General features: G+C 64.1%; 9 protein-coding genes. 8 read left to right on the forward strand and 1 reads right to left on the reverse strand.

Annotation, left to right across the window (positions count from 1 at the left end; all coding sequences use genetic code 11):
- Window positions 1-66 precede the first annotated feature (66 nt).
- The 7 genes from ACQ66J_RS08865 (at window position 67) to ACQ66J_RS08895 (ending at window position 10,656) form a co-directional block, all read left to right on the forward strand.
- Entirely contained in the window at window positions 67-2,010 is a 1,944-nt protein-coding gene (locus ACQ66J_RS08865) for a TonB-dependent receptor domain-containing protein (protein ID WP_430431328.1), read from the forward strand.
- Entirely contained in the window at window positions 2,010-2,858 is an 849-nt protein-coding gene (locus ACQ66J_RS08870) for an ABC transporter substrate-binding protein (RefSeq protein WP_430431329.1), read from the forward strand. Before ACQ66J_RS08865 ends, ACQ66J_RS08870 begins: the two co-directional genes overlap by 1 nt.
- Entirely contained in the window at window positions 2,855-3,844 is a 990-nt protein-coding gene (locus ACQ66J_RS08875) for a FecCD family ABC transporter permease (RefSeq protein WP_430431330.1), read from the forward strand. Before ACQ66J_RS08870 ends, ACQ66J_RS08875 begins: the two co-directional genes overlap by 4 nt.
- On the forward strand, window positions 3,841-4,608 hold the full coding sequence (locus tag ACQ66J_RS08880) for an ABC transporter ATP-binding protein (RefSeq protein ID WP_430431331.1): 768 nt from the start codon (window positions 3,841-3,843) through the stop codon (window positions 4,606-4,608). Before ACQ66J_RS08875 ends, ACQ66J_RS08880 begins: the two co-directional genes overlap by 4 nt.
- Before the next feature lie 262 nt (window positions 4,609-4,870).
- Complete coding sequence (locus ACQ66J_RS08885; RefSeq protein WP_375550171.1) at window positions 4,871-5,134, forward strand: DUF4212 domain-containing protein; 264 nt, start codon at window positions 4,871-4,873, stop codon at window positions 5,132-5,134.
- An 11-nt stretch (window positions 5,135-5,145) separates the two neighbouring features.
- Window positions 5,146-7,089 (forward strand): sodium:solute symporter family protein, encoded by a 1,944-nt coding sequence (locus ACQ66J_RS08890; protein ID WP_375550118.1) that lies wholly within the window; start codon window positions 5,146-5,148, stop codon window positions 7,087-7,089.
- Window positions 7,090-7,242: 153 nt separating this feature from the next.
- Complete coding sequence (locus tag ACQ66J_RS08895; protein ID WP_430431332.1) at window positions 7,243-10,656, forward strand: ATP-binding protein; 3,414 nt, start codon at window positions 7,243-7,245, stop codon at window positions 10,654-10,656.
- On the opposite strand, the gene ACQ66J_RS08900 is transcribed toward ACQ66J_RS08895, so the two are convergent.
- Window positions 10,653-11,315, reverse strand: coding sequence for a response regulator (locus ACQ66J_RS08900; protein ID WP_430431333.1), 663 nt, complete (start codon window positions 11,313-11,315; stop codon window positions 10,653-10,655). The genes ACQ66J_RS08895 and ACQ66J_RS08900 overlap by 4 nt on opposite strands.
- A gap of 193 nt (window positions 11,316-11,508) precedes the next feature.
- Here ACQ66J_RS08900 and ACQ66J_RS08905 point away from each other — a divergent pair, with 193 nt between their 5' ends.
- A complete protein-coding gene (locus tag ACQ66J_RS08905) occupies window positions 11,509-12,849 on the forward strand; it encodes a DcaP family trimeric outer membrane transporter (RefSeq protein ID WP_430431334.1) in 1,341 nt (446 codons plus the stop codon).
- The last annotated feature ends 29 nt before the right edge of the window (window positions 12,850-12,878 follow it).

The following is a 12,878-nucleotide window of genomic DNA, read 5'->3' on the forward strand; positions in this document are numbered from 1 at the left end:
GAAGCGCCGTTGCATCGCTGTCCGTCGAGAGCCGCTCACGCTCCCGGCGCCAACGGAGGCTTCATCATGAAAGCCCAAATCTCTCTCGCGGCGCTCGCCGTCGCACTGTCCGCCGCCCCCTCTTTCGCTGAGGATCAGTCCGAGGACACCGTCATCGTCACCGGCGTGCGCGCGCCCAGCCTGTTGGAGCGCTTGCCCGCCACGCTGGACGTCATTGATCGCGCCGCGCTCGATCTGAAAAACCACAACACCCTCGTTGAAGCACTCTCGGCGACGCCCGGGCTCGCCGTGGTTCAGTCCGGCCCGGCGGGATCAACCGCCAGCGTTTTTGTGCGCGGGTCGAACTCCAAACATATCCTCGCGCTTTATGACGGCATCCGTCTCAATGACGTGTCGGCCTCCAACGGCGCGTTCAATTTCGGCTCTGATCTTGTGGGCGACGCAGGACGCATCGAGCTGGTGCGCGGTCCGCTGTCTTCGCTTTATGGCTCGGACGCGGTGGGCGGGGTGATCAACATCCTGCCGCGCCGGGCGCCGGAGACTGGTTCCGAGTTTCACGGCGAAGCGTCCGTGGGCGCCTTCAACACCTATCGCGCCCTGATCGGCGGCGGCGTGCGCAAGGGGCGGTTCAACCTTGCCGCCACCGCGGAATATCAGGAAAGCGACGGCTATGACGTGACGCCGGACCGGATCTCGACCCGAACGGGCGATCCGGATCCGTCGCAATTCACGGTGCTTTCGGCCAATGGCGGGTTTGCTTTCAATGACGTGCTCAGTCTTGAAGCTCTGATCCGGCATCGTGAGTCCGAGGTGGATTTCGACACCTTCTCGGGCGGCCCCACAGGGTTCCAGCGCGCCGACGACCCGGATTTGCGCAGTGAAGACTCCCAGACGCTGTGGAGCCTCGGGCTGGTCTATGCCCGCCCGGCCCAGAACTTTGAGAGCCGCCTGCGCGCAGGACGCGTGGAGATGTCGCTCGACAGCTTCAATGACGGCGCAGCGACGGATGCCTATGACGGCGCGCGCGATTTCGTCCAATGGTCCAATGTCTGGACGCCGGACAGCCGGCCCGCCCTGATCGACCCCGTCATCAGCTTTGGCGTCGATTTTCAGGATGAAGAGGCGCAATCAGACACCGCGTTCAACGCGCCTTTGTCGGTCAGCGAGGATCTCTGGTCCGCCTACGCAGCCGTACAGGCGGGCTTGACCGCGCGCTTTGACGTCACCGGCTCGATCCGTCTGGACGATTATGAAGCGTTTGGCGACCAGACCACCTACAATCTGGGTGCGGTCTATCGTCTGGACGCGCTGAACACCCGCCTGCGCGCCAGCTATGGCACGTCGTTCAAGGCGCCCAGCTTGTCTGAACGGTTTTCCAGTTCCGCCTTCGTCGCCGCCAATCCCGATCTTCAGCCGGAAGAGGGTGAGACGTTCGAGATCGGCTTTGACAGCGCCCTTGATTGGGCAGGCCGTGAAGACGCCTTGCGCTTTGGCGCGGTCTGGTATGACAGCGCGATCGAGGATCTGATCGAGTATGTCTATGACGGCGCGCTGTTTATCGGTCAGAATCGCAATGTGGGCGAAGCGGACCTTCAAGGTTATGAAGCCTTCGCCGAATGGACCCCGATCGACCAGGCCTCCCTGCGGGTGGACTACACCCACACCGATGCGACCAACGCCAGCACAGGCGCGCCATTGCTGCGTCGTCCTGAAGACAGCTGGGCGGTGACCGGGACCTGGCGGCCCATCGAAATCGCCTCGCTGAGCGCGACCTGGCGCTCAGTCGGCGCGCGCACGGACGTCACTTATGATGATGCGGGCTTCTATGTCAGAGGGTCCGGCGCCGTGCCGTCCTTTGAAACGGTTGACCTGACCGGCGTTCTGGATGTGCGTGACAGGCTGCAGCTGGTTCTGGGCGTCCGCAATCTTTTTGATGAGACCTATGAGCCCGTCGCCGGATTCGCCGGCGCGCCGCGTGCGGTGACGCTTGGCCTGCGGGTGCGTCCGTAATGGTCCAGGCGGCGGTCTTTGTCGTCGCCCTGATGGTTGGGGGCGCCGTCGCCGGTTCGGCGGCGGCGCTCTCCCCGCGCGTGGTCTCGCTGGACTATTGCGCGGATCAGTATGTGCTGGGACTGGCGGACCGGGAGGCGATCGCGGCGGTGTCCACCCATGCCGATGACCGTCATTCCTATCTGCGCGCTCAGGCGCAGGGGCTGCCCCAGCTCAGAGACGACGCCGAAGACGTTCTGGCGCTGGCGCCCGATCTGATCGTACGCGGCTATGACGCCGGGGGTCGCGCCAGCGTCTATTACCAGCGTTTGGGCCTTGAGACTTTTGAGCTGGGCTTTGCGTCTGATTTTGACGACGTGGAAGCCATGATCCGTCGCACCGCCCTGGCCCTCGGCCAGGGCGAACGCGGCGAGGCGCGCATCGCTCACATGCGCAGCCAGCTGGCGCGCGCGGCCGACGGGCCGAGACTGCGGGCGCTCTACATGACGCCTTCGGGCCTCACCACCGGGTCGGGCACCTTGATGCACGCCTTTATGACGGCGGCGGGCTTTGACAATGTCATCGCCGAGCAAGGCATGACCGGCTGGGTGAGCGTGCCGCTCGAACAGCTGCATATGCAGGCGCCGGACGTCATTCTCGCCGCGTTCTTTGACGGCGAGACCGCGCCCATCGACAGCTGGTCGGCCAGCCGGCACTCGGTGTTCCGGAGAATGATGCAGACCACACCCGTTATTGAACTGGATGCCGCGGCGTTGTCGTGTGGGGCCTGGTTCATGGCGGATGAGGCGCTTCGGGCGCGGCAGGCCGCCAATGCGCTGGTTCTGGATCTGGGCGGGGCTGAAACATGACGCGACTGACCCTGTCCGCCGCCTTGGGGGCGTTGGCTCTTGTGGTGCTTCTCGCTTCGGCGCTGTTGGGGAGTTCAGAGCTGTCCTGGCCGCAGGCGTTTGCGGCGCTTTGGGGCGGCGGCGATGAAACCGCCCGCATCATCGTCTGGGAGATCCGTCTGCCGCGGGCGCTGGCGGCTTTGGGCGTCGGCATGGCGCTGGGGGCGTCGGGGGCGCTGATGCAGGGTTTATTGCGCAATCCGCTGGCGGAGCCGGGGGTTCTGGGCGTGTCGGCGTCCGCTTCGCTAGGCGCGATCATCGCGCTCTATTTCGGGATCAGCGCGCTGGGCGCTTTCACCGTGCCGGCTTTCGCAATTTTGGGCGCCTTGGCGGCGACGGGGGTTTTGAGCCTTCTGGCCAGCGTGCGGATCAGCGCTGTGCAGTTGATTCTGGCGGGGGTCGGCTTGTCGAGTTTCGCCGGCGCGCTGGGCGCTTTGGCGATGAACCTGGCGCCAAACCGGTTCGCACTGGCGGACATGGTGACCTGGATGTTGGGTTCGGTCACAAACCGCTCAATGGATGATCTGATTGTGATTGCTCCGTTCTGGGGGGGGGGCGCCATACTCGCCGTGCTCACAGCGCCGCATTTGCGCGCTCTGGCGCTGGGCGAAGAGACGGCGCAGACCCTGGGCGTTGATCTGGGCCGCACCCGGACAGGGGTGATCGGCGCCGCAGCGTTGTTGACCGGCGCCGCAGTCGCGATTTCAGGGGTGATCGGCTTTGTCGGCATTGTCGCGCCGCATATCGTGCGCCCCTTTGTGCGTCATGACCCGTCTGATCTGATCTGGCCCAGCGCGCTTCTGGGCGGGGTCCTGATCACCTTGGCGGATCTGGTGTTGCGACTGGCTCCGCTGGATCAGGAATTGCGCCTGGGCGTCGTGGTGTCCTTGATCGGCGCGCCGGTCTTCATCCTGATCGCCGCGCGCAGCCGGGGGATGGGACGATGAGCCAGACTGGAACCACCCGGATCGTTCTGGACCATGTCCGCGTGTCACGTGGCGGCGCTTGCGTGCTTGATGATGTCAGCCTTGTTGCGACGCGCGGGCAGTTGACCGCCCTGGTCGGACCCAACGGAGCCGGCAAGTCCTCTTTGATCAAGACGGTTCTGGGATTGCTGAAAGCTGAGAGCGGCGCGGTATGGGTGGATGGCGCGCCCGTTCAGATGCTGTCGCCGAAGGCGCGCGCCCGCGCCATGGCCTATCTGCCGCAAGATCGAAGCCTCGCCTGGTCCATGACCGGAGGCGATCTCGCGGCATTGGGGCGCTTCGCCTGGGGCGCCGCCGCCTATGATCGCCTGCCTCCGGCTGACCGCAGACAGGTCGACATAGCGCTTGAACACGCCAGCGCCAGCCATCTCAAGAACCGGCTGGTCCATGATCTGTCAGGGGGTGAACAGGCGCGCCTTCATCTGGCGCGCGCTCTGGCGTCCAATGCCCCGGTCCTGTTGGCGGACGAGCCCATTTCGGCGCTAGATCCGCGCCATCAGCTGGAGGCCATGGCGGTGCTGCGCCGCCAGGCGGATCAGGGTGCGACGGTGATCTGTGCGCTGCATGATCTCGAGCTCGCCCGCCGCCACGCCGATCAGATCGCCGTTCTTGATCGCGGGCGCCTGCGCATCGCCGCCGCCCCCGATCAGGCGCTCAATGACCAGATTCTGGCTGACGTGTTTGGCGTGCGGCGGACCCGGTCCGAAGGCTTTGAAATGCTATAGGCCCTCGGCTGCTTCTACATAACAACCTGAAATCAATAATACTTTTATCTTGGTCAAATCCGGGCTCGATGTTTGAGCGCCTTTAGCCTCCCACTGTTGATCAATCCAGCTTCGACCAATGTCGGGCTGCCCGGCCTTCGTCAGGACTGACACCCTTCCGGTCATACGGGGAAAACCCCGATGAATAGGGAGGAGCATGATGGCCGACTCAGACCATCCGACCACGGGCGAGCCGCCACAGCGGGCGCCCGGCGATCACAACATTTCCGAGGACAAGTATCGGCGCTACTGGCAGGAAAACCTCAACCTGATGGGGATCCTGCTCGCGATCTGGTTCACCGTGTCCTACGGCTTCGGGATCTTGTTCCGTGACGTTCTGGACAATTTCTCCATCGGCGGCGCGCCCTTGGGATTCTGGTTCGCGCAGCAGGGCGCGATCTATGTCTTCGTCATTCTGATCTTCGTCTACTCCGCTTTGATGCATCGCATCGAGCGCAAGTATGACGTCGACAATGAGCACGGGTAAGGGAGGCGGATATGGAATCGACCATTCTGGGTCTCGACACCACCTTGTTCTGGACCGCGTTTTTCGTGATCGGAACCTTCGGCCTCTATATCGGCATCGCCATCTGGGCGCGCGCCTCGACCACGGAAGACTTTTATGTGGCCGGTCATGACGTGCATCCGATCTTCAACGGCATGGCCACCGCCGCTGACTGGATGAGCGCCGCCTCATTCCTGTCCATGGCGGGGCTGATCGCCTTCATGGGCTATGACGGCTCGGTCTTCTTGATGGGATGGACCGGCGGGTATGTGCTGCTGGCGCTGCTCTTGGCGCCCTATCTGCGCAAGTTCGGCAAATTCACCGTGCCCGACTTTGTCGGCGACCGGTATTACAGCCAGGCCGCCCGCATTATGGCGGTGATCTGCGCCTTGTTCATCTCCTTCACCTATATCGCCGGCCAGATGCGCGGCACCGGCATCGCCTTCTCCAACTTCCTGGGCGTGCCGATCGAGATGGGCGTCATCATCGGCGCGATCATCGTGCTGTTCTATGCAGGGCTCGGCGGCATGAAGGGCGTCACCTATACGCAGGTGGCGCAGTATTGCGTGCTGATTTTCGCCTTCACCGTTCCGGCGGTGTTCCTGAGCTTGCAGATCACCGGCACGCCGATCCCCCAGCTGGGCTTCATCGGGAATACGGCGGACGGGACGCCCTTGCTGCTGAGTCTGGACCGGACGCTGACCGATCTGGGTTTCACCTCGTATTTGCAAGGTGAGAAGGCCATGATCGACGTGGTGGCCATCACTGCGGCCCTCATGGTGGGAACGGCGGGTCTGCCGCACGTGATCATCCGCTTTTTCACCGTGCCGCGCGCGTCTGATGCTCGCAAATCTGCCGGCTGGGCGCTGATCTTCATCGCCGCGCTCTACACCACGGCGCCGGCCGTGGCGGTGTTCGCCCGGACGAACTTCATCGAAACGATCAATGAGAGCACCTACTCCACTGAGGTCGCGACACAGCAGGCGCGTGCGTCTGATATGGGCGAGGGCGCAACGCCGCAATGGTTCTATAACTGGGAGCGCACCGGTCTTCTGGGTTTCACCGACAAAAATGGCGACGGCCAGATCCAGTATCGCGCCGACCCGGAAGTGAACGAGGTGACCACCCTCGACCGTGACATCTTCGTTCTGGCCAATCCCGAGATCGGCGGCCTGCCCGGATGGGTGATCGGTCTGGTGGTCTCCGGCGGCCTCGCGGCGGCGCTGTCGACCGCGGCAGGCTTGCTGATGGTGATCAGTTCGGCGGTGTCACACGATCTGTGCCGCAAGGTGCTGATCAAGAACATGTCTGACACCCAGGAACTTCTGGTCGCCCGGATTGCGGCTGTGGGTGCGGTGGTTATAGCGATCTATGCGGGCATCAATCCGCCCGGCTTCGTCGCTGCGGTCGTGGCTTTCGCCTTCGGCCTGGGCGCCGCGAGCTTCTTCCCGGTGATCTTCCTGGGGATTTTCTGGAAGCGCATGAATAAGGAAGGCGCCATCGCCGGCATGGTGGTCGGTCTGTCGATCACGGCGGCTTATATCGTGCACTTCAAGATCGGCTTCAGCCCGATCGTGCTCGGCGTGGTGGCCCTGATCATCAGCGCCATCTTGTTGATCATGTACTTTGGTCTCAAGGAAGAAGGGGACACCCGGCCCATGCTGATCGGCTCGATCGTGTTCGGATTGATCTTCCTGGGCGGCCTGTTCGGCATCTTGCCAAACATTCCCCAAGGGACCACCGATCAATGGTTCCTGGGCGTCTCGCCGGAAGGGTTCGGCTCGGTCGGCATGGTGATCTCCTTTATCACGGCGACTGTCGTGGCTCTGGCGACCAAGGCGCCGCCAGCGGAGATCCAGAACCTGGTGGAGGATATTCGCATGCCGTCTTCCGTGACCCATGTCACCCACACCAAGGCGGCGGGCCCGGCTGAATAGGCCGCGCTATCGCCTGAAATTGGACGCGGCGGCTCTGTGAGCCGCCGCGTTTGCGTTCAATCTGTGTGCTGGCTGGTCAGTGCTTTATAAAACCGGCTAACGTTCAAACCGTCTGAACGCTCAGGGTTTCCAGACGGGCAGGGAGGAGAGCTTTTGCCGCTCAGTCTCGCGCTAGTGGTGCTTGGCGCCTATGTGGCCTTGCTGTTTGTGCTGGCCGCCTGGGGAGACGCGCATGCGGCGCGCTTTGACCGCTCCGCCAGGCGCCGAGCCATCCTGTATACGCTGGCGCTGGCTGTGTATTGCACCAGCTGGACGTTCTATGGCGCGGTGGGCGAAGCCGCCCGCGCCGGCTGGGATTATCTGCCCATCTATCTGGGGCCGGCGCTGGTGTTCTTGCTGGGCTTTCCGATCATCCGCCGCCTTGTGGCGCTGGGGCGGGAACACGACACCAGCTCGATCGCAGACTTCTTGTCCCTACGCTATGGCAAATCTGCGGCGGTGGGCGCGCTGGCGACCCTGGCGCTGCTGCTGGCGCTCATTCCCTATATCGCGCTTCAGCTCAAAAGTGCGGCCGCCTCGCTTGATCTTCTGACCGGCGATCCGCTGGGGCGCGGCTGGGGCTTGCCGGTCGCGGTCAGCCTGGCGGCCTTCGCCATGGTGTTCGGGCAGCGTCACACCGACACCGCCGCCAGTCACCGGGGTCTGGTGCTGGCGGTCGGGTTTGAATCCCTCGTGAAACTCGCGGCGATGCTGGCGGTGGGCTGGCTCGCGGTCGAGGTGTGGGTGAACGCCTCGCCGCAAATGCGTCTGGACGCGCTGGCGCAATCGCCTCTGACGACGCCAGGCGTGGACTTCCGGTTTGTCGTGTTGACCGTTCTGGGCGCGTTCGCGGCGCTGTGCCTGCCGCGTCAGTTTCACATGATGGTGGTGGAGGCCTCCAAACCCGGCGACGCCAACCTGTCGCGCTGGGCCTTCCCGGCCTATCTGGCTCTGGTCGCCATATTGGTTCCGCCGATCGCCTGGGCGGGCGGCACGCTGCTGAACGGGCCCAATCCCGACGCTTATGTGCTGGCCTTGCCGCTGGAGCTCGATGCGCAGGGCTTGGCGGTATTGGTGTTTTTGGGCGGATTTTCCGCCGCCGCCGGCATGGTGACCGTGACGGCGCTCGCCATGTCCACCATGCTGGTGAACAATCTGGTGGGACCGTTGTTTCTGGCCGAGGCGCAGCGCGGCGGGCTGGCCAAACGGTTCCTGAACTGGCGGCGCGCCATGGTGCTGGGACTGGTCGGGCTCGCCTATTTGTTTCATCTGGGGCTGGATCAACAGGCGGCGCTGGCCGGGATCGGCCTGGTGGCGTTCGCCGGGGTCGCCCAGCTCGCGCCGGCCTTGTTGTTCGGGCTTTACTGGCGCAAGGCGAACCGCGCCGGCGCGCTGGCGGGCATGGGCGCCGGCATCGGGCTCTGGGTCGCGTTGGTCTTGATCCCCAGCTATGCCGGGGCGCCGCCGCCCGCGCCTGAGGGCGTGGACCCCTTCGCCTTCGCGGCCCTCATCTGCCTCGCCGCGAACATCATCGCCTTCATCGTCGCAGTGGCGTTTTCGTCTTCGGGGCTGGTGGATGAGTTGCAGGCGGACGCCTTTACAGGCGTGCGTCCGCTGGAGACCGCGCCCGCCATGGGCTCGCGCATTTCAGATCTTGAAATCGTGCTGGAGCGGGTTCTGGGCGCCGATCAGGCGGAGATGGCGTTATCAGACCTGTCTCGGGCGGTCGCCAGACCCTTGCGGTCAGGGGATGTTCTGACCTCTGCGGTGGCCGGCTTGGCCGAAGCGCGTCTGGCGCGGGCTGTGGGCGCGGCCTCCGCCCGGATCCTGATGACGCGCGTCTTGCGCGGCGCTCGCGTCAGTCCCGGCGACGTGGTCAAGCTGATTGACGAAACCGCCGAGCAATTGCGCTCCTCCGAAGACCGGCTGAAGGAAAGCGAACGCTCGATCCGGTTTTACACCGACAATCTGCCGGTCCTGCTCAGCTACGCCGACCGCGACTATTGTCTGCGCTTCGCCAATAAGGGCTATCTGGATTTCTTTGATCTGGATGCGTCCGTGATTGGCCGGCCGCTGGCCGAGCTTATGAGCGAGGACGAATACGCCTTGCGGCGGCCTTATATGGAGGCGGCGCTCAATGGCGAGCGCCAGGTGTTTGACATTTCCCGCCGCAAGGGCGGCGGGCGCGCCCGCTCCTGGCAGGTGGTCTACCAGCCCCGCACCGAGAACGGTGAAGTGGTGGGCTATTTCGGCGTCTATCAGGACAACACGGCTCGGCGTGAAGCTGAAGAAGGGCTCAAGCGCGCTTACGACATGCTGGAATCGCGGGTGGAGGAACGCACCGCGGCGCTGAAGGCGGAAAGCGAGGCGCGGCTGCAGCTGGCTCAGGACCTAGAAGCGGCCCGGCGCGAAGCGGAGGCCGCCACCCAGTCCAAGACCCGCTTTCTGGCCGCCGCCAGTCATGATTTGCTGCAGCCCTTGTCCGCCGCCCGGCTCTATGCTGGCGCTCTGGAAGGGGCGCTGGGCGAAAGCGGGTCTGAAGGCAATCGCAATCTCGCTCATCAGATCGAACGCGCCATCGATCATGCGGACCGGTTGTTGCGCGCGCTTCTGGATATTTCACGTCTGGATGCGGGCGGCGTGGCGCCGCGTCCCAGCGTGTTCGCCATCGACGAGCTGATCGAAGAGACCGCCGCCCAGTTCCAGTCGCGCGCTCTGGCCAAGGGCTTGAAGCTGCGGGTGGTCCCCAGCCGACTGGCGGTTTTGTCAGATCGGGGCCTGATGACCAGCGTGGTGCAAAACCTGATTTCCAACGCCGTCCGCTACACGCCCAGCGGCAAGGTGCTGGTGGGGGTAAGGCGTCAGGGCGATCAGGTGCGCCTGCAGGTGATCGACACCGGGCCGGGCATCGAGCCGGATCGCCAGCAGGCGATCTTCCGGGAGTTTCATCGCGGCGTGGTGGACGCCGGGGAAGATCAGGGCCTGGGGCTGGGCCTGGCGGTGGTGGACCGGATATGCGCGTCTCTGGGCCACAAGCTGGTCCTGAAAAGCGATTTGGAAGAGGGCGCGACCTTTGAAGTCATCCTGCCGCGCGCCGCCTCGCGGGACCGCCAGACCGTGGTTCAGGCGCGGCGTCGCCCGGGTGATTTGGCGGGACTGACCGTTCTGTGCGTGGATGATGATCCGGGCGTGTTGCGGGCGTTGAGCACGCTGCTGGAGCGTTGGGGATGTGATGTCCGGGGCGCCCGGGACGCCGCCTCGGCGATCGCCGCTGTCTCAGACCAAGCGCCAGACCTGGTGATTTTTGACTATCAGCTGAATGAAGAGATGACCGGGCCAGAGCTCTATGAGTCGCTGTGTGCGCATTGGGGGCGACGTCCGCCGGGGCTTCTGGTCACCGCAGAACGCAGCGACGCCGCCGGGGATGAGGCGCGGGCGGCCGGGCTGGATCTGGTGCGAAAGCCCGCGTCGCCGGCCGTTTTGCGCGCCAGTCTCGCTTCGCTCAAACGAAAAATAGAGGCGGGTTAGACAGACTGCTCGGCGGGCGGTTCGACGTTGAGCGCCTGAGCCACCAGCACCGCCTGGGTGCGGTTGATCACGTCGAGCTTTCTGAAGATCGCCGTCACATGCGCTTTCACGGTCGCTTCTGAAATCCCCATATCATAGGCGATCTGCTTGTTCAGGCGTCCGGCGGCGAGGCCATGCAGCACACGCATTTGCGCCGGGGTGAGCTGGGCGAGTTTCGCCGCCGCTTCCGCCGCTTCCTGCGCCTGAGGGTCGCCGCTTTCATCGGGCGCCCAGACATCCCCGTTCAAAACCGCCGTCAGGGCCTCCACCAGCTGAGCCATGCTGGCGGTCTTGGGGATGAAGCCTGATGCGCCAAACTCCAGCGCCCGCGCCGCCACGCCAGGCGACTGGCTGGCGGAGATGACCACCACTGGCGCGCTGGGGTGACTTTTGCGCAGCTCCGCGAGGCCAATGAAGCCGGAGCTGTCGGCCATGTGCAGATCCAGGCACACCAGATCCGTCTGACCGTCTTTCAGAGCGCTTAGGGTTTCAGCCAGCGTACTGGTCTCCACAAGGGTGCGTCCTGGCGCAGCTTTGCTCACCGCAGCGCAGAGCGCGCCCCGGAACAGCGGATGGTCATCGGCCAGAATGACCCGGCTTTGCGCAGAGTCTGGGGTCACACACGCCTCCTCATCTGAAGGTGTAGTCTAAAGGGCTTCGTCCAGGGTCGTCGTCTGAGCAAAAAGTAGCACATGTGAAGTCCTAAATTTCGACGAACGTCCCATACCGCCGGGCCCTCTGTACAACGATACTTTCAGAATAAGCCGAAAAATCGGCACGGGCCTCATGGCTACCCTTGGGAGGGACATCTCTATGACTAGGCTAGGTATTCGAAGCGTTCTGGCGGCGACCGCCTCAGCGCTTGTTCTAACGGCGGCGTCAGAGGCGCAGGACGTCACCGCCCTTGAAGACCGACTCGCGGCGTTGGAAGCCATGGTGGCGGATTTGCGCAATGAGCTGGAGGACGCGCGCGCCCAAGCGGATGCTGCGACTGACCGGGTGATTGAAATCGAACAGCGCACTGCGTCGGCGCCGGCGGCTCCGGCCGCCGCCGCGTCTTCTGATCACGGCTTCACCATGGGCAATACCCAAGTGACCTATGGCGGGTTCGTGGATCTGGACGCCCATGTCACAGACCTCAGCGACGGTGATATCGGAGCGACCTCGATTGCGCGTGATTTCTATATCTCCGGCGCGACGCCGGTCGGCGGCGCGGGCGACGGTGAAACCGATTTTGATTTCACCGCCAAGGCGAGCCGCTTCTTCTTCGCCACCTCAACCGAATCCGATATCGGCGCCGTGACCGGTCGGATCGAATTTGACTTTCTGGGGTCGCCGGGCGGCAATGAGCGCGTATCAAACTCCTACAATCCGCGCATGCGCGTCGCTTGGGCCCAGATCGGCAATTGGCGCGTGGGTCAGGACTGGTCGACCTTCACCAACACCGCCGTGATCCCTGAAAGCGCCAGCTTCCTTGTGGGCTCTGACGGCATGCTGTTCGGACGCCAGGCCCAAATTCGCTACACCAATGGCGGGTTCCAGTTCGCGCTCGAGAACCCCGATACGACGGTCACCCCGTTTGGCGGCGGCGGCCGGATCGATAGTGGCGACGGCGCGCTTCCAGACGTGGTGGCTCGCTATAACTGGAGCGGTGATTTTGGCGCCATGACCGTCTCGGCGCTGGGCCGCAACCTCGCTTATGAAGGCGGCGGCGTGGACGGCGAAGCGTTCGGCTGGGGCGTCAACTGGTCGGGCCGCGTGACTGTGGGCGAGGGCTCGGACCTGCGCTTCTCGCTGACCGGCGGTGAAGGCATCGGCCGCTATATCGGCCTGAACGCCGTGAATGGCGCGGTGGTGACGGCGTCGGGCGATCTGGAAGCGATTCCGGTCTATGGCGGGCTCGTGGCCTGGCGTCAGCAATTGGGTCAGGGCCGCCGGCTGTCGGTCGGCTATTCCATGCTGGAAGCGGATAATGACATCACGCTGACCGGAACGGGCGTGACCAAGAGCACCTGGTCGGCGTTTGGCGCATACTTCTTCCCCGTGGGTCCTGTGACCCTGGGGGCGGAAATCCTGTTCGGCGAACGCGAACTGGAAAACGGCCAGAGCGGGACGATCACGCGCGCCACGCTCTCAACGAAATACCCTTTCTGATGCGGCTAGCCTGACCTGTCAGCTGACAG

Origin of the sequence: Oceanicaulis sp. (assembly GCF_965284345.1) — a bacterium.
GTDB classification, from domain to species: domain Bacteria; phylum Pseudomonadota; class Alphaproteobacteria; order Caulobacterales; family Maricaulaceae; genus Oceanicaulis; species Oceanicaulis alexandrii_A.